Origin of the sequence: Pseudomonas fluorescens (assembly GCF_902497855.1) — a bacterium.
GTDB lineage: Bacteria > Pseudomonadota > Gammaproteobacteria > Pseudomonadales > Pseudomonadaceae > Aquipseudomonas > Aquipseudomonas fluorescens_BI.
Genome location: NZ_CABVHU010000002.1, coordinates 461,189 through 483,667, shown reverse-complemented (window position 1 = coordinate 483,667; position 22,479 = coordinate 461,189). Strand labels below are relative to the sequence as shown.

Below are 22,479 nucleotides of genomic sequence, written 5' to 3'. Positions count from 1 at the left end.
AAAAACCAAGACATAAGACTCTTGCAAAAATGAGCGCAGCGACCTCAAGCAACGACCGCAAATCCAGCTGCTTTCGCCCATTACAAACAGCTTTGCAAGAGACTCACCCCACAAACGAAAAAGCCCCGTCGCGAGACAGGGCTTTTCCAGCAACTACGTAATTATGCCGCGACGACGTCAGTCTTCGGGACAATGCTCACGTAACGGCGACCGAAGGCGCCTTTTACTTCGAACTTGATCACGCCGTCGATTTTAGCGAACAGAGTGTGATCCTTGCCCATGCCAACGCCGTAGCCAGCGTGGAATTGGGTGCCGCGCTGACGCACGATGATGTTGCCCGGAATGATAACCTGGCCGCCATACATCTTCACGCCAAGGCGTTTGGCTTCTGAGTCGCGACCGTTACGGGTACTACCACCAGCTTTTTTGTGTGCCATGAGTTCAATTCTCCTAGTGAGGAATTAGGCTGAAATTAAGCCTGAATACCGGTGATTTTGATCTCGGTGTACCACTGGCGGTGGCCCATACGCTTCATGTGGTGCTTACGGCGACGGAACTTGATGATGCGGACTTTATCGTGACGACCTTGGGAGATCACTTCAGCCACAACGGTAGCGCCAGCAACAACTGGAGCGCCGATATTCACGTCGTCGCCATTGGCAACCAACAGAACGCGATCAAAAGTAACGGATTCGCCGGTAGCGATTTCCAGTTTTTCGATCTTCAGGTATTCACCTGGAGCAACTTTGTACTGCTTGCCACCAGTAACGATTACTGCATAAGACATGGTATTTCTCCGATAATCCTGCTCACCCAGCTCTTTATAAGAAGAGGTATTGGCTGGCATGGCTGCATAAGGCTGGAAGGCCCGTTTGCAATTGCGTAAGGCAGGTGCTGCCCAGGAAGTTCAGGGTGCGCGATTGTACGCAAGCTGACAGGGCGATGCAAGGGGCCGTCCATCGTGCCTTGACACCCGCCGACGTGGGTCCTAGCATGCCGCGCAACCCTTCTGGAGCAACTGTCTCTGATGCAACCCCAAGCTTTCTACCGCGCGGTGGCGGACGATTTCAAAGCCGTCGACGGCATCATCAAGAAGCAGCTGACTTCCCGAGTGCCGCTGGTCTCGAAGATCGGCGACTACATTACCTCGGCCGGCGGTAAACGCCTGCGCCCGTTATTAGTGTTGCTGTGTGGCAAGGCCCTGGGTCGCGAAGGCGATGACATGCGCCTGCTGGCCGCGACCATCGAGTTCCTGCACACCGCGACCCTGCTGCATGACGACGTGGTCGACATGTCCGGCATGCGCCGGGGCCGCTCGACGGCCAACGCCATGTGGGGCAACGCTCCGAGCGTGCTGGTCGGCGACTTCCTGTATTCGCGCTCCTTCGAAATGATGGTCGAACTGGGCTCCATGCCGGTGATGAAGATCCTTTCGCAGGCCACGCGGATCATCGCCGAAGGCGAAGTGCTGCAGCTGTCGAAGGTCCGTGACGCCAGCACCACCGAAGAAACCTACATGGAAGTCATCCGCGGCAAGACGGCGATGCTCTTCGAAGCCTCGACCCACAGTGCCGCGGCCCTGGCCGGCGCCACACAGGAACAGAGTGAAGCGCTGCGCACCTTCGGCGATCACCTGGGTGTCGCCTTCCAGTTGGTCGATGACCTGCTGGACTATAAAGGGGACGCGCAAACCCTCGGCAAGAACGTCGGTGACGATCTGGCCGAAGGCAAGCCGACCCTGCCGCTGATCTACACCATGCGCGAAGGTACGCCGGAACAGGCTGCCCTGGTGCGCAAGGCGATCCAGAAAGGTGGCATCGAAGACCTGGAAAGCATCCGCGAGGCCGTCGAAGCGTCCGGCTCCCTCGAGTACACCGCACAGCTGGCCCGCGACTACGTGGCCCGTGCGATCAAGTGCCTCGATGCGCTGCCTGCCAGCGAGTATCGCGATGCGCTGGTCGAGTTGAGCGAGTTTGCGGTCGCCCGCACGCACTGACCGCCCTTCGTAGGAGCCGGCTTGCTGGCGAATGCATCACCACGGTACTTCTGAAACACCGTGGCGTATGCATCGCCAGCAAGCCGGCTCCTACAGCGAATGCATCACCCCGAGGCTCCTGAAACACCGTGGTATATGCATTCGCCAGCAAGCCGGCTCCTACGGCGCCTAAAACCCTATATAATGTGCGCTTTTTAGCGATCCTGAATCCAAGGAGCTTTAGTGAGCACGTTGCCACCCTGCCCGAAATGCAATTCCGAATACACCTACGAAGACGGCGCCCAGCTGATCTGCCCCGAGTGCGCCCACGAGTGGTCCGCGGGTGGTGAAGCCGAAGCAGCGTCCGATGACACCGTGAAAAAAGATTCGGTCGGCAACGTCCTGCAGGATGGCGACACCATCACCGTGATCAAGGACCTCAAGGTCAAGGGCACGTCGCTGGTGGTCAAGGTCGGCACCAAGGTCAAGAACATCCGCCTGTGCGAGGGCGATCACGACATCGACTGCAAAATCGACGGCATCGGCCCGATGAAACTCAAATCCGAGTTCGTCAGAAAAGTCTGATTCTGCTGTATTACCATCCTGCGCCCTGCGTGGGATGGTGCTTCACCCTCCTCGCCTCGTGATCGTAGGAGCCGGCTTGCTGGCGAATGGCATCCACTCGGTTCCAAGTCTGAACCCCGTCGCCTGCATCGCCAGCACTGCCGGCTCCTACAGGTTACATCCGGAAAAAAGCACAAACGGCCAATAGGTCCTTGCTATTTAATGAATAAGAATTATTCTCATTGAACCCTTCAATGGAGATGAGAACCATGACTTATTTGATCGACGCCTGGCTGGACCGCCCACACCCTTACCTCAGGATCCTGCATCGGGAAACCGGGGAAGTCTGTGCAGTGCTTGAAGAAGAAGCCTTGAACGAGCTGCAGGATCAGGGTGACCTGGACGTCAACGGCTTGAGTTCCAGCGAGCCGGTGGTGCTCAAGGAACTGGTGCGTAATCTGTTTCTGTTCTGCTATGCCAGGGCGTTGCGCCCGACCAGCGATCTGCACCACAGGATTGAGCTATGAGACACACCACAAAACCCTGTAGGAGCGAAGCTTGCTCGCGAAGCAGTCGACTCGGTTCCGACTTGACACCGAGGTGATGCTTTCGCGAGCAAGCTTCGCTCCTACAGGATCAAGGGCTTACAGAACGTCGAGCAGCTCGACGTCGAACACCAGTACGCTGTGCGGCGCAATGCTGCCAACGCCTTGAGCGCCGTAAGCCAGTTCGCTCGGCACGTACAGACGCCATTTGCTGCCGGCGTTCATCAGTTGCAGGGCTTCGGTCCAGCCAGCGATCACGCCGCCAACCGGGAATTCTGCAGGCTGGCCACGATCATAGGAGCTGTCGAACACAGTGCCGTCGATCAGCGTGCCGTGGTAGTGGGTGCGCACGGTGTCTTCACGGGATGGCTTGGCGCCTTCACCTGCGGTCAACACTTCAAATTGCAGGCCGGAAGCCAGGGTAGTGATGCCGTCACGCTTGGCGTTTTCAGCCAGGAAGGCCAGGCCTTCGCCCGCCGCCGCTTCAGCCTTGGCTGCCGCTTCGGCTTGCATGATTTCGCGGATAACCTTGAAGCTGGCGGACATTTCTTCCTGACCCACACGGCTTGGCTTGCCGGCGAAAGCGTCGGTCAGACCTGCCAGGATCGCGTCCAGGCTTACACCCGGTGGCGGGTTGTCGCGCAGTTGGTCGCCCAGCTGACGGCCAATACCGTAGCTGACGCGGGTTTCGTCGGTGGACAGATTTACTTCGGACATGACACTGCTCCGCTGTGCGGACGGCCCGGGAACTTGCCGTGCGTGCACAGCGCGTCCCGGAGCGCCCGGAACCAAAAGGGCCAGCAGACTAGCACAGATGCCATCGCGTTGATCAGGGGGTCAGTGCTGCCACCCGGTACGGAAGGTGATCGGTATCTTCAGGCTTTCTTCCGAACTGGCAACGAGTCCGCACATTTCGTCATGAACCGAGGTGTGCACAACGTTGAACAGCAAGGAGGGAAAGGCATGAAGCACTTCACGGGCATGCTCGACCGAGCGCAGATGAAATGCCTGGCCGCGCGCGTCGCTCAGGGGATAGGCCGCGCCGTGCATGCGCGCTTCCAGCAGATAGATTCCCCCTTCCATCGAGATCAGGTTGAGCTCATCGACTTTGCCGGCGATGGCATAGGCACTCAATTCTTGCAGGTTCATGAACACACCTCACACTGTGGCGACCCAGGTTTCTTACAGGCATAGGCTTCGACGCTTCAAAGCACAAGCCACAAACGATACCGCCCGTCTGTTTCGCAACGGACGGGCGGTATGGAATGCAAAAAAACCGATCAGTGCTTGGTCAGCTTGTCCAGGTAACCCATGGCAAACGCCGAGATCACGAAGGTCATGTGAATGATCACATACCACATCAAATGCGCGGGATCGATGTTCTGTGCATCCATGAAGATCCGCAGCAGGTGAATGGAGGAAATCGCCACGATGGAGGCCGCCACCTTCATCTTCAACGAAGACGAATCCATGGTGCCCAGCCAGTTGAGTTTCTCCTTGTTGTCATCGATGTCGAGTTGGGAAACGAAGTTTTCGTACCCGGAGATCATCACCATCACCAGCAAACCGCCCACCAGCGCCATGTCGATCAGCGACAGCAGCACCAGAATCAGTTCCGACTCGACCATCGAGAATACGTTAGGGATGACGTGAAACACTTCCTGGAAGAATTTCAGCGCCAGGGCCAACAGTCCAAGGGACAGACCGAAGTAGATTGGCGCCAGCAGCCAGCGGGAGGCATACATTGCATTTTCGATAAAGCGTTCCATTGAATCTCACAGGTAGGCTGGAAATGGACGCGAGTATACCAGTCACCCGTTACACCCAGAAACAACCGAAAAATCCGTAACCTGCGCGTGTGTGACAAGGTTTTTCTGCTAGTGTCCAAACTATTGACAGCTCAGCGACATCGGACAGGAAGACGGGAAAATGGATGTGCGATTGCCTTTAACGAGCGCCGGAATTTGCCTGGCCCTGCTGTTGAGCGGCTGCTCACCGAGTGATGCCAAGAACCCGGTCAGCCTCGAGGAGAAGACGGCGCAGTTCGAGAAGTCTCTGGACGCGATTCAGGATCCGAAACTCAAGAATGCCGTGGCCGAACTCGGCGGTTCACTGTTGTTGCTCGAGCGTGCTCAGCTCAAGCTCGAGAGCAAACCTGTGGAAACCGAATACGACGAAGACGTCCTCGCCGTGCTCAAGCACTACCCTGCGCCACAAGATCTGGTCGACACCTACATCAACGGTCTGTTCGTGCTGCACAAAGACTCCAGCTCCGATTACTTGACCGACCTGCAGCCAGTGTTCCCCTTCAACTTCAACATTCCGGCCGCGTTTCTCTTTCCCCATGGCGTGGAGTGGCAGTCGGTGACCTTGAGCAACAAGCGCGTCATCCCGTTCCAGCCGGAATGGTCGGAAACCGATCCCGGCATTCAGTTGAGTCCGTCGAGCTCCAACCTGACCAACCCCGATGACTTGACGGTAACCTACCCGTTCATTGATGGCCTGGACGTCGAAAACAAGAACCAGCCACAACCGGTGAGCCTGCAGGGCAAAGTGGAAGTCATCGCGCCGCGCCGGCTCTACAGCTTCGACCTGACGCAAAAGGACGTCGGTCAAACCCGTACCAACGATAACCTCAGCGTCACCCTGCTGAACATGGACAACAACTACGCCGAAATCGAATTCAGCAACAGCGCGCCCCTGGCCGCCGAGCTCAGCGACGCAGCGTTGAACCCGTTGATCGTCCAGGCCAGGGACAGCACCGGGCAATTCCTCTCGCGCTCGGGCTCGATCAATGAAACCGCTGCGCAAATAGCCTTCTATCAAAAGCAACTGGCGAATATGCAACAGCAGAAGGCCTGGAGCGAGGCATTCGAAAAACAGCTCGATGAGGAGCAACGCACCTTTGAGCAGCAACAGAAACAGCATTACTCCAAGGTTTACTTCAACGGGCCGATCGAAACGCTGGAAGTCAGCGTGCTGGATTTTTCGGCTGCCACAGTAACCCGCAAAAACCTGAACTTGCCGGTACGCCGCTTCGACCGGCACACCACGGCAAAATCCATCCAGCCGCTGACGTTGCCGGTGGTGGTGTACGACGACCAGGCCCCGGCCTGGCTCCAGGGGGCAACGCTGGGCGAGGAACAACTGAAAAAGAGTGTCACCATCAGTCAGTCCGTCGATGATCCGAGTGCCGCGCGCATTGAGTTCGATCATCCCAGAAGCTTCAATGATGAACTGCTCGGCACCGCCTTGAACGCAGGCAAAAGCCCGGTCACTTTCTTTACCGAAGACGCTGACGGCAAACGCGACGGGCCGATCGAATTGCCGCCGCAGGCATACCAGGTCGATCCCCCGCGCGGCACGATCACCTATGACCTGAACCTGTTTCCGGAAACGCCGGCCTACGTGGTCGGCTCCTTTCCCCTGTTCATGGCCACCGTCGACAAGAAAACCATCGACGCCCACCAATTACCCAAAGGACTGAAGATCAAAGGCAACACACTGGTGGTCGACTCGAAATTGTTCCCCGCCCAGGACTGGCGTTTCTTCGCCAGGGACGGCAGCGGCCATTATCTGAAGGAGATCTTGTCGGTCAGTCACGATGCGAGCGCAGAAGGCCCGGCGATATTCGCTGTGCATTACTTCTACGGCCAGCCCACCCAACTGGAAACTTACCAGCGCACTGACCTCGTCACCGTGCAATATGGTTTCGAGGTCAAACTGGACAAGGCTGACCTTGCCCAATAGTCATCTCAGTGGTCGGGCCGGAACTCGAAGCCGAGATTGCGCGAACGGCCACCATTGATTTCCCGCAGCTGGGCTTGCAGGTGCAGGCACCAGATTTGTGGGTCATCAGCCAGCTCGTAACCATGCAAGGTCAGGCTTTCAACGATGGTGTCGAGGATCGATTCCGCCACGAAGGGACCATGGAAAGGGCCCTGGGCTTTGATGGCTGAAGGTTGTTCGCCGGCCATTCCGGCGGCGAAAAGCAAGGTCCACATGCCCGTATCTCCCGCCAATGGGCGGATGGCACACTCGATACGGGTCACAAGACCCAGGCATTGACGGGTGAGGCAGAGGTTGCGCGACATGGCGGCGACCCTCGGTAGATCCGGTATTCAGCCCCCACGGGAAGGCTGTCTCGATCCAGTGATTACTGTCGATATCCTTGAGCTGATCATAGAAGAAAAATCTGACTAGCACGTCAAGTAAGACCACAAGGCGCCGAATGGTCATTGTGTGAATATTGACGTCAGAGTGATGGCACCTATTCAGTATTCACATAATACAAATGTGGGAGCGAGCCTGCTCGCGAAAGCGGTGTGTCAGTCAACATCCATGTCGAATGACAGATTGCCTTCGCGAGCAGGCTCGCTCCCACAGGGGGGTTGGGTGTGACCTCAGGTGGGTGTCAGGCCGGTTTGGCTTCGGCCAACGCTTCCTGCGCAGCCTCCTTCTCGGCCTCCTTGAGATCTTCCTCGCTGATCATTTCCGCGATCACGCGCAAACGCTCCACCACCCGCGCGTTAACGCTGCCTTCAGGGAATTCGCCATTCTCATCCGGTGCACCCGCCGGTTCACCGACCAACAGGCTCAGCGCCTCGTCGGCCTGGCGTACCGCGTAGACATGGAACTGCCCAGCGCGCACTGCGGCCAGCACCTTCTCGTCGAGCATCAGCGTGGCAACGTTGGCCTGTGGAATGATCGCGCCCTGCTCACCGGTCAGTCCGCGGGCTTCGCAGAGTCGGAAGAAGCCTTCGATTTTCTCGTTGACCCCGCCCACCGCCTGCACTTCACCGAACTGGTTGATCGAGCCGGTAATCGCAAAGCACTGCTTGAGCGGGGTTTTCGACAGGGCCGAAATCAGGGTGCAGGCCTCGCCCAGCGATGCACTGTCGCCATCGACGTAACCGTAGGATTGCTCCAGAGCGATACTGGCGGAAATCGCCAGGGGGAATTCCTGGGCATAACGGCTGCCCAGATACCCGGTGAGGATCATCACGCCCTTGGAGTGAATCGGCTGGCCGAGGTTGACCTCGCGCTCGATGTCGACGATGCCGCTGCCACCCGGATAGACCGTGGCGGAAATCCGCGCCGGCACACCAAAGGCCGAGTCGCCCACTTCCAGTACCGTCAGCCCGTTGCACTTGCCCACCGCGGCACCGTCCGTGTCGATGAGAATGATCCCGGCCAGCATGTCATCGAGAATCCGCGCCGAGACGCGCCCGGTGCGGGTGGCCTTGGCTTTCAGCGCACGCTCGATGTGCCCGGCGTCGGTCATCTCGTCCCCCGCCAGTTGACGAATGAAATCCGCCTCGCTGACCAGCTGGAACAGATCACCGATCCGTGCCGACAAACGCCCCTGGTGTTCGGCAAGGCGCGCGCTGTACGTCGCCAGGCGCGCCACCGCATCGGCGGTCAGCGGCGCCATGCCTTCTTCGGAGGTGCGGGTCTTGAGCAACTGGGCGAACTGCTCCAGGCTCTCGTCGACCATCGGAATGTCTTCGTCGAAATCCACCAGGACGCGGAACATCTCCTGGAAGTCCGGATCGAGGTCTTGCAGCGTGTAGTACAGCTGCCGGGCGCCGATGATGATGACTTTAACCTGCAACGGAATGTGTTGCGGTGTCAGGGTCACGGTGGCGAAACGCCCCATCTCGCCCAGCGGCGATTCCATTTTCAGTTTGCGCGATTGCAGGGCGCGCTTGAGCGCATCCCATACGAACGGCTCGCTGAGCATTTTGTCCGCTTCCAGGATCAGAAACCCGCCGTTGGCCCGGTGAAAGGCCCCCGGTCGCAGCTGCCGATAGGTCGTGTACAAAGCGCCCTGATCGGTGGTGTACTCGATTCGGCCGAACAGGTTTTCGTAAGTCGGGTGCGGCTCGAAGACCACTGGCGCACCGCCGCTGGCCGGATGACCGACCACCAGGCTCGGCGCGTACTGCTCTTCCAGCAGTTTGCGCGCGACCGCGTCAGGCTTGCTGTCATCCACCAGTTGCTCGACCACGGTCTTGAGCAGGTACACCTGCATCGCTTGCAGGTAGCCGCAAACACCGGCGTTTTCCGCGTATTTTTCCGACAGCGGCGCGAGCAATGGCTGCAAGGCCAGGGTGATGGTTTCTTCGTTGAGCTGGCGCAGTTGATTGCTCGACTCGCGCTTCCACTGCGCCAGGCTGGCGAGTTCTTCGTTCAGCCGCTCTTCCAGCCACGAAATGTCGTCGTGGAAGCGCTCGCGATCGGCTTCCGGCAACTGGGCGAATTCCGCTTCGTCCACCGCCTTGCCTTCAAACATCGGGGTGAACGCGATGTTGCTGCTGTCGCGATACAGCGCGACGTCTTTCTCGAGTGCCAGGCGCTCGATCACATCCAGCGCGCGGTCATAACGTTGATTGAACGCGCGATCGATGGCGCTTTTCTTCTGCTGGTACGACGGGTGCTCGAACACGGCCGGGAACGTCGCCAGCAGGTTATCGATCAGACCGTTGATGTCATCGATGAAGGCACCGGCGGTACCTGCGGGCAGTTCCAGGGCGCGCGGCTCGCGAGGATCTTCGAAATTGTTGACGTAGACCCAGTCCGCCGGGGTCTGCAGGCGTTTGCCTTCGGCCTTCAGGTAGCGTTTGACGAACGAAAACCGGCCAGTGCCGGGCTCGCCCATGACGAATACGTTGTAACCGGGGCGTGGCATGGCCACACCGAACTGCAAGGCTTCGACCGCACGTTCCTGGCCAAGCACACCGCGAAAGGGCTCCAGATCATTGGTGGTAGAGAAGCTGAACTGTTCAGCGGAAAACGGACGGGTCAGCGCTTCGGGCGCTAGACGCAAGCTGGCAGCAACAGGATCAGGCATCGGGCTTCCTTACATCAGGCGGGGCAGATAGCGGCATTCTGGCGCTGCCCATGCATCACTTGCAAGGCGCGCCTCAAGCCAAAGCATAGTCAAAGCGGCATCTCCAGGCAGGCCGGGTCTAAATCAAGGTTTTCAGCGAATATATTGCAAAAAATCACGGAACCCCTGGAACGTGCCTAAACTCCAAACTGCGCGGCTGGAACAATAACCGGCCCACTGGCGCCATATCGGGCCAGACCCTGTCCATTGGTATGCACACAAAGAGAACATAGCTATGAAACGGATTCTTCTTGGTACTCTCTTCACCGCTGTATCCATCAACGCCATGGCTCAGGCGCCAGGCGGCCCGGATTGCGGTTGGGGCAACATGCTGTTCGAAGGTCAGCGTGGCACCCCGGCTCACTTCCTGGCATCCACCACCAACGGCACTTCCGGCAACGCGACCTTCGGTATGACCTCCGGTACCAACGGTTGCTCGACTAATGCGTCGCTGACTTATGGCGGCAAATCCTGGTTGGCCATGAATGGCATGATGAACGAGCTGTCCGAAGACATGGCTAAAGGTCAGGGCGAAGCGCTGACGACCTATGCCGTGGTACTGGGCGTGGCGCCGGAAGACCGTGCGCACTTCGCCGCCGTGACTCACGAGCACTTCCAGCAGATCTTCAGCAAGGCGGACGTAACCGCTGAAGACGTGCATACCAACACCCTGGCAGTCCTGAAAAACGATCCTCGTCTGGTCAAGTACGCCACTCAAGCTTAAGCTCGACCCGCCCGCACCTTTTCGGGAGCGGGCTTTATTTTTTGAACCTGCCCTCTTTGGTATGTCAATCAACTGTAGGAGCTGGCTTGCCAGCGATGGTCTCAAGGGCGCCGCGTTGAACCAGATCGTGCGCGTTATCGTTAACGACCATCGCTGGCAAGCCAGCTCCTACAGTGGAGCGGTCTACCGCGCCGGGTCTTTGTATTTTTTCGACTTAAGTTGCCATTTATGCTCAAACGCCTTGCCTGGCTGGCGCTCTGTGTCTGTGCCCCGCTGTCCGCCGCGCCACACATCGACAATCAACGTTTGCAGCAGCTGGCCAACGACCCTTTCTGGATCTCCCTGGGCCATTACGAAACTGCCAAGCTTGGCGGCTGGCGCAGCTATGTCAGTGACAGCAAATTCTTTCTCGCGCCCGACGGCAACGAACACCCCGACCGTGAACTGGCCGCGACGGTCCAGGCGCTGTATGCCCCCGCAACTGCCGGCGAACAGCATGCCCAATGCGTCTATCCCGCCCGCACCCGCTGGCTGAAGGCACAGCTCGACCTGAACGATCTGCCGGCGCGGGACTGCAGCGAATTCAAGCAATGGTTCAAGGATGTCTCGCCCCACAGCGCGGTGATGATTTTCCCAGCGGCCTATCTGAACAGCCCTTCATCGATGTTCGGCCATACCCTGCTGCGCATCGACCAGGCGGACGTGCAGCGCGATCAAACCGCCCTGCTCAGTTACGCGATCAACTTCGGTGCCTATATCGAAGGCTCGGACAACAGCATCCTGTATGCCTGGAAGGGGTTGATGGGCGGCTATCCGGGCCTGTTTGCGCTGGTGCCTTACCAGGAAAAACTCTCGGAGTACCGCAGTCTGGAAAATCGTGACCTGTGGGAATACCGGTTGAATCTGACTCAACAAGAAACCGAGCGCATGGTCGAGCATGTCTGGGAATTGAAACAGATCCAGTTCGACTACTTTTTCTTCGACGAAAACTGCTCTTATCGCCTGCTGGAACTGCTGCAGGTGGCCCGCCCGAGCCTGCGTCTGACCGAACAATTCCCGCTGACCGCGATCCCCACCGACACCGTGAAGGCGGTGAAAGAAGCCGGGCTGGTTGAATCCATTGAGTATCGTCCGTCCCGGGAGCGTGAGTTGCTCAGCCGCGCCGAACCCTTGACCGATGAAGAGCAGCAGTGGGTGTTGAAGGTCAGCGCCGACCAGCAGCAATTGCAAGCCCCGGCGTTCAAGGCTCAGGCCCGCGACCGCCAGGCGCTGATCATCGATGCCGCGTACCGACTGGAGCGCTACCGCGCCAATGGCCAGGAACGCGACCCGCAACGGGCACAGCGCAGTTTCGAACTGCTGCGGGCGATCAACCGCAATCCCGCACCGGAGCTGGACATCCCGCAACCCGGCCTGCCCGAGGACGGCCATGAATCCCGCACCTGGCAGGCAGGTATCGGCACCCGGGGCGACCAGGCTTTCGGCGAATATGGTCTGCGCATGGCCTATCACGACCTCAACGACAACGCTGAGAGTTTCCCGCTGGGGGCGCAGATTGAAATCCTGCAGATGAAACTGCGCCAGTACGAAGGCAATCAGTGGCAGTTGCAGCAACTGGACCTGGCGACCATCCGCTCCCTGACCCCGCGCAACGAGCTGTTGCAACCGCTCTCGTGGCAAGTCACCGGCGGCCTGGAACGCGTGCCGGGCAAGCACGACGACGAAACCCTGGTCAGCCACGTCAACGGCGGGGGCGGCGGTACCTGGCAACTGGGCGACGACTTGCTCGGTTTCGCCCTGGGCACCGTGCGCGTGGAGCACAACAATGACTTCGCTGGTTTCATTGCCCCGGCGGCCGGTTTCAACAGCGGCCTGCTGTGGAAAAACCCGCTGGGCAACTTCAGCCTGGAGGCCAAGGGCGATTTCTTCACCAATGGTGAAGTGCGCCGTAGCGTCAGCCTGAATCAGCAGTGGGAATTGTCGCGCAACCTGGGGCTTCGCCTGAGCGCACAGCGCGAATTCAGCCACCTGGCCTCACCCGAGAACGAAGTGATGCTTGAGCTGAAGTGGTATCACTACTGACCCGGCATACACCACCATTCCAATTGTAGGAGCTGGCTTGCCGGCGAAGGCGATTTCACATTCAACGATGATGTTGACTGATCCACCGCTTTCGCTGGCAAGCCAGCTCCTACAGTGGTTTTGTGGAGTTTGATGGATTCGTTACAAGTCGTGGAACGGGTCTGGTGTCAGCAATAAGTCGCTCACAGGCATCCATCGAAACTAAAAGCCTGCAACCATGGCCCAACCCCTATAACGGGAGAAAACCATGAGTCGTGCCTTCGTCAATGAAGATAACGCCGCCGCGCAAGCCGACCAGCCGGTCGAACGGCAGGTCAGCGATCAGCCCAATTACGTCACACCCATGGGCCTGGCCCAGTTGCAGGCGAAAGTCGCTGAACTGCAACAGCTGCACAGTGAGCAATCGGCCAAAGGCGAACAGGAAGACAAACAGCGCCTGGCCGACCTTGAACGGGATTTGAGGTATTTCAACCAGCGGCTGCACAGCGCTCAGGTGGTGACCGCCGCCAGCTCGACAGAAAAAGTGCAGATCGGCAGCCGGGTGACCTTCGCCGATGAACACGATAATGAGCAAAGGGTACAACTGGTCGGTGAAGATCAGGCCGACGCCGCGGCAGGCCTGATCAACTGGGGTTCGCCGCTGGGCCGGGCGCTGCTCGGGGCGCAACTCGGTGACGAGGTGCTGTGGCAACGCCCGGCCGGCGATCAGCTGATCGAGATCATCCGGATCGAACCGGCTTAAACCACGCCTTGGGCGAGCATGGCGTCGGCGACTTTGACGAAGCCGGCGATGTTGGCACCTTTGACGTAGTTGATCCGGCCGTTTTCCTCGCCGTAATGCACGCAAGCGTGGTGGATCGATTGCATGATGGCGTGGAGCTTGCTGTCCACTTCACCACCGGTCCACAGCAGGCGCATGGCGTTTTGCGACATCTCCAGGCCGCTCACCGCGACACCGCCGGCGTTGGAAGCCTTGCCCGGCGCGAACAGAATGCCCGCCTCGATGAACAGGTCCACCGCTTCCAGGGTGGTCGGCATGTTCGCGCCTTCCGCCACACAGCCACAACCGTTGCGCAACAGCGCGCGGGCAGCCTCGAGGTCGAGCTCGTTCTGGGTGGCGCACGGCAGCGCGATATCGCAGGGCAACTCCCACGGGCACTGGCCGACACGGAACTCCAGGCCAAAACCGCTGGCCAGCTCGCTGATCCGTCCACGCTTGACGTTCTTCAACTCCAACAACGCCAGCCATTGTTCCTCGGTCAAACCCGCCTCGCAGTACAAGGTGCCTTCGGAGTCCGACAGGGAGATCACTTTGCCGCCCAGGTCCATGACCTTGCGTGCCGCGTATTGGGCAACGTTACCGGAGCCCGAGATGGCGACGCGCTTGCCTTCGACGGTTTCGCCGCGGCGCTTGAGCATTTCTTCAGCGAAGTACACACAGCCGAAACCGGTGGCTTCCGGACGGATCAGGCTGCCACCGTAGCTCGGGCCCTTGCCGGTCAGCACGCTGGTGAACTGGTTGCTCAGGCGCTTGTACTGGCCGAACAGGAAACCGATCTCCCGGGCACCGACGCCGATATCACCGGCGGGAACGTCAACGTCCGCGCCGATGTGACGATACAACTCGCTCATGAAGGCCTGGCAGAAACGCATGACTTCAGCGTCGCTTTTGCCTTTAGGGTCGAAGTCCGAACCACCCTTGCCGCCACCCATGGGCAACGAGGTCAGCGAGTTTTTGAAGGTCTGTTCGAATGCGAGGAACTTCAATACGCCGAGGTTCACCGAAGGATGGAAGCGCAAACCGCCCTTGTAAGGGCCGATGGCGCTGTTCATCTGGATACGGAAACCGCGATTGACCTGGACCTTGCCTTGATCATCGACCCAGGAAATCCGGAAAACAATTGCCCGCTCCGGTTCGCACATGCGCTCCAGGATGCCGGAGGTCAGATAGTGCGGATTGGCTTCAAGAAACGGCCAGAGACTGCGCAGGACTTCTTCCACGGCCTGATGGAATTCAGGTTGGTCAGGGTCGCGCTTTTTCAGTCGGGCAAGGAAGGATTCGACGGATTCGATCATGGAAAAGTCTCGGCAAATTTGTTGTCGTTGGAAGAGATTGGGCCGGACTTTAACAAACTGAATGCGCACCATGACAGCGCCAAATGTCGCGAATGTGAAATTAAATGGTGCACAGGATATAAATTAATCCGTTTTACCGATGTTTTTGCACCTTAAAGGGGATTCGCAATTTTGAGTTTGCACCATCTGGTATACCGGCTTGCCGGCGAAGGCCGCACCCGCGCTCTATCCGAAACCAAAAAAAAAACGGAGCCCGAAGGCTCCGTTTTTCATGCAACCTGAAAATCAGGCCAGTTTCTTGTGCCGTACACGATGCGGCTGCGTAGCCGCTTCGCCAAGGCGCTTGCGACGATCGGCTTCGTACTCGGTGTAGTTGCCTTCGAAGAACACGGCTTGCGAGTCGTCTTCGTACGCCAGGATGTGAGTCGCGACGCGGTCAAGGAACCACCGATCGTGAGAGATCACAATGGCGGCGCCCGGGAAGTCCAGCAGGGCTTCTTCCAGGGAGCGCAGGGTTTCAACGTCGAGGTCGTTGGACGGTTCGTCGAGCAGCAGGACGTTGCCGCCCTCTTTCAGGGTCAGGGCCAGGTGCAAGCGACCGCGCTCACCACCGGACAGGTCCTTGACGAACTTCTGCTGATCGCCGCCCTTGAAGTTGAAGCGACCGACGTAGGTACGCGACGGAATCTCGTAGTTGCCGATGCGGATCTGGTCGGAGCCCTCGGAGACTTGCTGGAACACCGTCTTGCTGCCGTCCAGGTCTTCGCGGCTCTGATCCACACAGGCAAGCTGCACGGTTTCGCCGACTTCGATGGTGCCCGAGTCCGGTGTTTCCTTGCCCATCAGCATGCGGAACAGGGTCGATTTACCGGCACCGTTACCGCCGATCACGCCAACGATGGCGCCTTTAGGCATGGAGAACGACAGGTTGTCGATCAACACGCGATCGCCATAACCCTTGGATACGTTCTTGAACTCGATGACCTTGTCGCCCAGGCGTGGACCGGCCGGGATGTAGATCTCGTTGGTTTCGCTGCGCTTCTGGAATTCCTGCGATTGCATTTCTTCGAAGCGTTGCAGACGAGCCTTGGATTTTGACTGGCGGGCCTTGGCGCCTTTGCGCACCCACTCCAGTTCTTCCTTCATGGCTTTTTCGTGGGCCGACTGCTGCTTGGATTCGGCAGCCAGACGATCGGACTTGGCTTCAAGCCAACCCGAATAGTTGCCCTCGTACGGGATACCGGCGCCGCGGTCGAGCTCGAGGATCCAGCCGGCAACGTTGTCCAGGAAGTAACGGTCGTGCGTGATCGCGACCACGGTGCCTGGGAAATCGTGCAGGAAGTGCTCCAGCCAGGCGACGGAATCGGCGTCCAGGTGGTTGGTCGGTTCGTCGAGCAACAGCATGTCGGGGGCAGACAGCAGCAGGCGGCACAGGGCCACACGACGCTTCTCACCACCGGACAGGAATTCAACCTTGGCATCCCAGGCCGGCAGACGCAGCGCATCGGCGGCGACTTCCAGTTGGCGATCCAGGTTGTGGCCGTCGCTGGCCTGCAGGATGGCTTCGAGCTTGGCTTGCTCTGCCGCAAGCTTGTCGAAGTCGGCATCTTCCTCAGCATAAGCCGCGTAGACCTCGTCCAGGCGCGCCTGGGCGTTCTTGATCACGCTGACCGCCTCCTCGACCACTTCACGTACGGTCTTGGTCGGGTCCAGGATCGGTTCCTGCGGCAGGTAGCCGATGTTCAGGTCCGGCATCGGACGGGCTTCACCGTCGAACTCGGTATCGACGCCCGCCATGATTTTCAACAGCGTGGATTTACCCGAGCCGTTAAGGCCGAGTACGCCAATCTTGGCGCCCGGGAAGAACGACAGCGAAATGTTTTTCAGGATTTCCCGCTTCGGCGGAACAACTTTACCCAGCCGATGCATGGTGAAGACGTATTGAGCCATGGAGAACCTTGGGTCAGTGACTGATGAATGATTGGAGCGCAGGCGATGCCCGGCCAGACTGTGCGCGTTGTCCGATTGATAGAGACCAACAGGTGCGCGCTGAAAAAGTCTGATTCTAGGAGCTGGAACGCTCCCGCGTAACCGGCAACGCTACCTGAATGACGAAGGGCAGTCCAGCCGGGCAGGGCTGGCACTTTGCCACAGCTCAAGGCATGCTAGCCGCCCTTCGGGCGTCCGGCTTATAGTGCACGTCGCGTCAGTCCAGCCCAACCGCAGGATTACAATTTGTCTAACGCCACCCCGCCAGCGTCCGTGAGCGCACTCGACCCTGCGACCGGATCGCCCCTGCGCGGAACCCTGAAAGGCGCACTGGCGGCACTGGTTCTATTGCTGCTCGCACTGCTGTTCTGGCAGTTGCTGGATCAGCTTCGCGAAGCTCAGAAAACCCAGCGTCAATACACCATCGACTACACCGCTGACCTGGCTTCGCAAGTCAGCCTGAACATGGCGCTGAACGCCCGAATCGCCCTCAACCTGCTACCGATCGTCGAACAACCGCACAGCGCCGACGAACAGCAGGTCCTGCTGCGCAAACTGCAACAGTCCTTACCCGACCTGCGTAGCCTGGCACTGCTCAGCCCCTCCGGGAAAATCCTCAGCGACAGTGCCGCCGACAGTCAGGACGCCGACTACCTGGCCAAGCTGGTCCGGCGCAGCCGCGCCCAGGCACACTACTTCAGCAATGCCAATGATGGCTCAGTGGTGTACCTGCTGTTGCATCAAGCCAGCGGCAGCTCCCGTGGCTACTGGGCCTTGCGCCTGGCGCCGACGTTTTTCGCAGCACTGACCAAACAGAACGAAGCCGGTATCCGCCCTCTCTGGCGGGTGGAAAACCGCGTCAATCACCAGATCATCAGCCGCGATCAGACGCTGCCCCTGGCCAAGCCCGGTGCGCTGACCCAGGACGAGCTGGCCAACAGCGTGTTGACGGTGCCCCTGAGCGGCAGCGATTGGCAACTGCGCGGGCTGTTCGACCGGCAACGAGTGATTGAGCAACTGCTGCCGGCGTTCATCGGCAAATGCCTGCTGGGCCTGGGCCTCTCTCTGCTGCCGTTCATCGCGCTGTTGAACATGCGCCGGCGCCAGCGCCAGCTGCATGAAGGCCGCCGACGCTATCAGGATATTTTCGAAGGCACCGGTGTCGCCCTGTGCGTACTGGATGTGTCCGGGCTCAAGCGCTTCTTCGACAAAGCCCGGCTGCACAGCACCGAACGCTTGCAGGCCTGGCTGGAGATCCCGGAGCAACGTCAGCAACTGTTGCGGGAATTGCGCATTACCGAGGTCAATCAGGTCGCCCTGCAACTGCTCGACGTAAACTCCACCGAACATGCCTGGAAGCTGCTGATCGACGGCCATCCGCAGGACGGTAATACCGTTGGCAATCAAGTGCTCGAAGCGGTGCTCAATCAGCACAAGCAGCTGGAACTGGAAATCAAGCTTCAGGACACCAATGGTCGCGACCAACACCTGTGGCTGGTGTTACGCCTGCCGGAAGACCAGGACGACTGCAACGCGGTGATCCTGAGCATCACCGACATCACCCGCCGCAAGCTCGTTGAACTGTCGCTGCTGGAGCGCGAAGGTTTCTGGTCCGAGGTGGTGCGCACCGTGCCAGACCACCTGTACGTCCAGGACGTGATCAGCCAGCGCATGATCTTCAGCAACCACCACCTGGGGCAGACACTCGGTTACAACCGTACCGAACTGCAGCAGATGGGCGAATACTTCTGGGAGATTCTGCTGCACGCCGAAGATGCCGACTTCTATCACCGCTCGCGTCAAACCCAGCGACAGGCCGGTTACCGACAATTGCTGCAGTGCCAACTGCGCTTCCGCCACCGGGACGGCAAGTGGCGACGGTTCGAGATTCGCGAGCAGGTCCTGGCGCGGGATGCACAGGGTCAGGTCACCCGGATCATAGGCGTCGCCAAGGACATCACCGAGCAGATCGAAGCCAGCGAATCCCTGCACGACAGCGAGCAGCGCTACCGGATGCTGGCCGAAAGCATCAGCGACGTGATCTTTTCCACCGACAGCCAGATGTCCCTCAATTACGTCAGCCCGTCGGTACAGGTCGTGCTGGGTTACGACGTCGAGTGGATTTTCCGCAACGGCTGGCAATCGACCATCGCCAACCCGCAACAGCTGAGCGGCATTTACAGCCTGATGGACCGGATCGGCAAGGCGCTGGACAAACCTGAGCAACTGACTTTATTGCGCAACCAGGTGCAGACCCAATTGTTCCTGTTCGATTGCCTGCGGGCCGACGGGCGCAAGATTCCGATCGAACTGAGGCTGGTGCTGGTCTGGGATGAACTCGGCGGGTTCGAAGGCGTGCTGGGTGTCGGTCGCGACATCAGCCAGCAACGCCGGGCCGAGAAAGACCTGCGCATGGCCGCGACGGTATTCGAGCACTCGACTTCGGCGATCCTGATCACCGACCCGGCGGGTTATATCGTCCAGGCCAATGAAGCGTTCAGTCGCGTCAGCGGGTATGCCGTGGAGCAGGTGCTCGATCAGCTGCCGAGCATGCTGACCGTCGACGAGCAGCAGGAAGCCCATCTGCGCTATGTACTCAAGCAATTGCACCAGCACAGCACCTGGGAAGGTGAAGTCTGGCTCAAACGACGCAATGGCGAGCACTACCCCGCCTGGGTCGGGATTACCGCGGTGCTGGACGACGAAGGCGATCTGGCCAGTTATGTGTGCTTCTTCACCGACATCAGCGAGCGCAAGGCCAGTGAACAGCGGATTCACCGCCTAGCCTATTACGACGCCCTGACCCACCTCCCCAACCGCACACTGTTCCAGGATCGCCTGCACACGGCCCTGCAATCGGCCGAGCGACAGAAGTCCTGGGTGGTGCTGATGTTCCTCGACCTGGACCGCTTCAAGCCGATCAACGACTCCCTGGGCCATGCGGCCGGCGATCGCATGCTCAAGGAAATGGCCACGCGTTTGCTCGGTTGCGTCGACGATGACGACACCGTGGCGCGCATGGGTGGTGACGAATTCACCTTGCTGCTGCAGCCGCGCGTCAACCGCGAAACCGCGCTGAACCGGGCGATTCACGTGGCGGAACAGATTCTCGCCAGCCTGGTGAAACCCTTCGTCCTCGAAGGCCGCGAGTTCTTCGTCACGGCCAGTATCGGCATCGCCTTGAGCCCGCAGGATGGCAACGAGCTCAGTCAGCTGATGAAAAACGCCGACACCGCGATGTACCACGCCAAGGAACGCGGCAAGAACAACTTCCAGTTTTATCAGGCGGACATGAATGCCAGCGCCCTGGAGCGCCTGGAACTGGAAAGCGACTTGCGCCACGCCCTGGAGCAAAACGAATTCATGTTGTACTACCAACCGCAGTTCAGCGGCGACGGCAAACGCCTGACCGGCGCCGAAGCACTGCTGCGCTGGCGTCACCCGCGTCGCGGCCTGGTGCCGCCGGTGGATTTCATTCCAGTGCTCGAAGAGCTGGGGCTGGTGGTGGATGTCGGCGACTGGGTGATCGGCGAGGCCTGCCGCCAGCTCAAGACCTGGCATCAGGCCAAGGTGCGGGTGCCGAAGGTCTCGGTGAACATTTCCGCCCGGCAGTTCTCCGACGGTCAGCTCGGCACGCGGATCGCTACCATCCTCAAGGAGACCGGCCTGCCGCCGGCATGCCTGGAGCTGGAGTTGACTGAAAGCATCCTGATGCGCGAAGTCAGCGAGGCGATGCAGATCCTTGCCGGGCTGAAAAACCTCGGCCTGAGCATTGCGGTCGACGACTTCGGCACCGGTTACTCATCGCTCAACTACCTCAAGCAATTCCCGATCGACGTGCTGAAAATCGACCGTTCCTTCGTCGACGGCCTGCCGTCGGGCGAGCAGGATGCGCAGATTGCCCGGGCGATCATCGCCATGGCCCACAGCCTGAATCTGGCGGTGATTGCCGAGGGAGTGGAGACCCATGAGCAGCTCGAGTTCCTGCGCGAGCATGGGTGCGATGAGGTTCAGGGGTACCTGTTCGGGCGGCCGATGCCGGCGAGCCAGTTTGAAGCGCAGCTCAGTGATGATGCGCTCTTCGTGTTCGAACTGACCTTGTAGTGAGGCTGGCGGCCCCTTCGCGGGCAAGCCTCGCTCCTACAGCCGGTGATATCTGTAGGAGCGAGGCTTGCCCGCGAAGACGTCTACCCAGACACCGCAAATCCTGCGCATGAACACCACTTGTCTGCGACATGATGTCCTTTCATATGCCATCTAAAACCCATTAGGTTAGAATGCCCCCCTTTTCTGCCCCCGATCCTTGAGGACCGCCATGTTCAGCCGTGATTTGACTATTGCCAAGTACGACGCCGATCTCTTTGCCGCCATGGAGCAAGAAGCTCAGCGCCAGGAAGAGCATATTGAGCTGATCGCTTCGGAAAACTACACCAGCCCTGCGGTGATGGAAGCTCAAGGCTCGGTACTGACCAACAAGTACGCCGAAGGCTACCCGGGCAAGCGCTACTACGGTGGTTGCGAGTTCGTCGACGTGGTCGAGCAGCTTGCCATCGACCGTGCAAAAGAACTGTTCGGCGCCGATTACGCCAACGTTCAGCCGCACGCCGGTTCCCAAGCCAACAGCGCCGTGTACCTGGCCCTGCTGCAAGCCGGCGACACCATCCTGGGCATGAGCCTGGCCCACGGCGGTCACCTGACCCACGGCGCCAGCGTTTCGTCCTCCGGCAAGCTGTACAACGCCGTTCAGTACGGCATCGACGCCAATGGCCTGATCGACTACGACGAAGTCGAGCGCCTGGCGGTCGAGCACAAGCCGAAAATGATCGTGGCCGGTTTCTCTGCCTACTCGCAGATCCTGGACTTCCCGCGCTTCCGCGAAATCGCTGACAAAGTCGGTGCCTACCTGTTCGTCGACATGGCCCACGTGGCCGGTCTGGTCGCCGCTGGCGTCTACCCGAACCCGGTTCCTTTCGCTGACGTGGTGACCACCACCACCCACAAGACCCTGCGCGGTCCACGTGGCGGCCTGATCCTGGCTCGCGCCAACGCCGACATCGAGAAGAAGCTGAACTCCGCAGTATTCCCGGGCGCCCAAGGTGGCCCGCTGGAGCACGTGATCGCCGCTAAAGCGATCTGCTTCAAGGAAGCGCTGCAACCTGAGTTCAAGACCTACCAGCAACAAGTGGTGAAAAACGCCCAGGCCATGGCCAGCGTGTTCATCGAGCGCGGGTTCGACGTGGTCTCCGGCGGTACTGAAAACCACCTGTTCCTGCTGTCGCTGATCAAGCAGGAAATCTCCGGTAAAGACGCAGACGCCGCTCTGGGCAAAGCGTTCATCACCGTGAACAAGAACTCCGTGCCGAACGATCCACGCTCCCCGTTCGTCACCTCCGGCCTGCGCTTCGGTACTCCGGCTGTGACCACTCGTGGCTTCAAGGAAGCAGAGTGCAAGGAACTGGCCGGCTGGATCTGCGACATCCTGGCTGACCTGAACAACGAAGCGGTGATCGACGCCGTTCGTGAGAAGGTCAAGGCCATCTGCAAGAAGCTGCCGGTGTACGGCGCTTAATCAGCCCGCTGAACCGCAGCAATGAAAAAACCGGCCAGAGATGGCCGGTTTTTTTTGTCCGCG

The 22,479-nt window shown here is 59.4% G+C and carries 18 protein-coding genes; 9 read left to right on the top strand and 9 right to left on the bottom strand.

All coding sequences use genetic code 11. The features are described 5' to 3' along the window. Positions 1-161: 161 nt before the first annotated feature. Both rpmA and rplU read right to left on the bottom strand, forming a co-directional pair. Positions 162-437 (bottom strand): 50S ribosomal protein L27, encoded by a 276-nt coding sequence (gene rpmA, locus F8N96_RS07090; RefSeq protein ID WP_007901871.1) that lies wholly within the window; start codon positions 435-437, stop codon positions 162-164. 35 nt (positions 438-472) lie between these two features. Further along, entirely contained in the window at positions 473-787 is a 315-nt protein-coding gene (gene rplU / locus F8N96_RS07085) for a 50S ribosomal protein L21 (protein WP_003176051.1), read from the bottom strand. Between the two features lie 240 nt (positions 788-1,027). Between rplU and F8N96_RS07080 the strand changes: the two genes are divergently transcribed. The 3 genes from F8N96_RS07080 (at position 1,028) to F8N96_RS07070 (ending at position 3,066) form a co-directional block, all read left to right on the top strand. Beyond that, complete coding sequence (locus tag F8N96_RS07080; RefSeq protein ID WP_150797204.1) at positions 1,028-1,996, top strand: polyprenyl synthetase family protein; 969 nt, start codon at positions 1,028-1,030, stop codon at positions 1,994-1,996. Between the two features lie 222 nt (positions 1,997-2,218). Continuing rightward, complete coding sequence (locus F8N96_RS07075; RefSeq protein WP_150797203.1) at positions 2,219-2,560, top strand: zinc ribbon domain-containing protein YjdM; 342 nt, start codon at positions 2,219-2,221, stop codon at positions 2,558-2,560. A 248-nt stretch (positions 2,561-2,808) separates the two neighbouring features. Continuing rightward, complete coding sequence (locus tag F8N96_RS07070) at positions 2,809-3,066, top strand: hypothetical protein (RefSeq protein WP_150797202.1); 258 nt, start codon at positions 2,809-2,811, stop codon at positions 3,064-3,066. Positions 3,067-3,183: 117 nt separating this feature from the next. On the opposite strand, the gene F8N96_RS07065 is transcribed toward F8N96_RS07070, so the two are convergent. From F8N96_RS07065 to F8N96_RS07055, 3 genes are all read right to left on the bottom strand, one after another. Further along, the gene (locus F8N96_RS07065) at positions 3,184-3,801 is read right to left on the bottom strand and encodes an FKBP-type peptidyl-prolyl cis-trans isomerase (protein ID WP_150797201.1); all 618 of its coding nucleotides are present in this window, start codon (positions 3,799-3,801) and stop codon (positions 3,184-3,186) included. 120 nt (positions 3,802-3,921) lie between these two features. After that, positions 3,922-4,233, bottom strand: a complete 312-nt coding sequence (locus F8N96_RS07060) for a DUF6482 family protein (protein WP_150797200.1) — start codon at positions 4,231-4,233, stop codon at positions 3,922-3,924. Between the two features lie 131 nt (positions 4,234-4,364). Next, complete coding sequence (locus tag F8N96_RS07055) at positions 4,365-4,853, bottom strand: TIGR00645 family protein (protein ID WP_150764914.1); 489 nt, start codon at positions 4,851-4,853, stop codon at positions 4,365-4,367. Positions 4,854-5,013: 160 nt separating this feature from the next. Here F8N96_RS07055 and F8N96_RS07050 point away from each other — a divergent pair, with 160 nt between their 5' ends. Then, positions 5,014-6,834, top strand: coding sequence for a hypothetical protein (locus tag F8N96_RS07050; protein ID WP_150797199.1), 1,821 nt, complete (start codon positions 5,014-5,016; stop codon positions 6,832-6,834). Positions 6,835-6,839: 5 nt separating this feature from the next. Here the strand turns inward: F8N96_RS07050 and F8N96_RS07045 are convergent, their stop codons facing one another. Both F8N96_RS07045 and F8N96_RS07040 read right to left on the bottom strand, forming a co-directional pair. Next, a complete protein-coding gene (locus F8N96_RS07045) occupies positions 6,840-7,178 on the bottom strand; it encodes a hypothetical protein (RefSeq protein WP_150764916.1) in 339 nt (112 codons plus the stop codon). A 320-nt stretch (positions 7,179-7,498) separates the two neighbouring features. Next, the gene (locus tag F8N96_RS07040) at positions 7,499-9,937 is read right to left on the bottom strand and encodes a Lon protease family protein (protein ID WP_150797198.1); all 2,439 of its coding nucleotides are present in this window, start codon (positions 9,935-9,937) and stop codon (positions 7,499-7,501) included. Between the two features lie 274 nt (positions 9,938-10,211). Between F8N96_RS07040 and F8N96_RS07035 the strand changes: the two genes are divergently transcribed. The 3 genes from F8N96_RS07035 (at position 10,212) to F8N96_RS07025 (ending at position 13,524) form a co-directional block, all read left to right on the top strand. Then, on the top strand, positions 10,212-10,700 hold the full coding sequence (locus tag F8N96_RS07035; RefSeq protein ID WP_064675806.1) for a DUF3015 domain-containing protein: 489 nt from the start codon (positions 10,212-10,214) through the stop codon (positions 10,698-10,700). A gap of 228 nt (positions 10,701-10,928) precedes the next feature. Next, entirely contained in the window at positions 10,929-12,782 is a 1,854-nt protein-coding gene (locus F8N96_RS07030) for a DUF4105 domain-containing protein (RefSeq protein ID WP_150797197.1), read from the top strand. A 247-nt stretch (positions 12,783-13,029) separates the two neighbouring features. After that, complete coding sequence (locus tag F8N96_RS07025) at positions 13,030-13,524, top strand: GreA/GreB family elongation factor (RefSeq protein WP_150797196.1); 495 nt, start codon at positions 13,030-13,032, stop codon at positions 13,522-13,524. On the opposite strand, the gene gdhA is transcribed toward F8N96_RS07025, so the two are convergent. Continuing rightward, positions 13,521-14,858, bottom strand: a complete 1,338-nt coding sequence (gdhA, locus tag F8N96_RS07020) for an NADP-specific glutamate dehydrogenase (RefSeq protein WP_150797195.1) — start codon at positions 14,856-14,858, stop codon at positions 13,521-13,523. The genes F8N96_RS07025 and gdhA overlap by 4 nt on opposite strands. A gap of 285 nt (positions 14,859-15,143) precedes the next feature. Then, positions 15,144-16,808: an energy-dependent translational throttle protein EttA gene (gene ettA, locus F8N96_RS07015; protein ID WP_150797194.1), complete on the bottom strand. Its 1,665-nt coding sequence runs from the start codon at positions 16,806-16,808 to the stop codon at positions 15,144-15,146. Between the two features lie 285 nt (positions 16,809-17,093). Here ettA and F8N96_RS07010 point away from each other — a divergent pair, with 285 nt between their 5' ends. Both F8N96_RS07010 and glyA read left to right on the top strand, forming a co-directional pair. Beyond that, positions 17,094-20,951, top strand: coding sequence for a bifunctional diguanylate cyclase/phosphodiesterase (locus tag F8N96_RS07010; RefSeq protein ID WP_150797193.1), 3,858 nt, complete (start codon positions 17,094-17,096; stop codon positions 20,949-20,951). Positions 20,952-21,162: 211 nt separating this feature from the next. Beyond that, complete coding sequence (gene glyA / locus F8N96_RS07005; RefSeq protein WP_109634995.1) at positions 21,163-22,416, top strand: serine hydroxymethyltransferase; 1,254 nt, start codon at positions 21,163-21,165, stop codon at positions 22,414-22,416. The last annotated feature ends 63 nt before the right edge of the window (positions 22,417-22,479 follow it).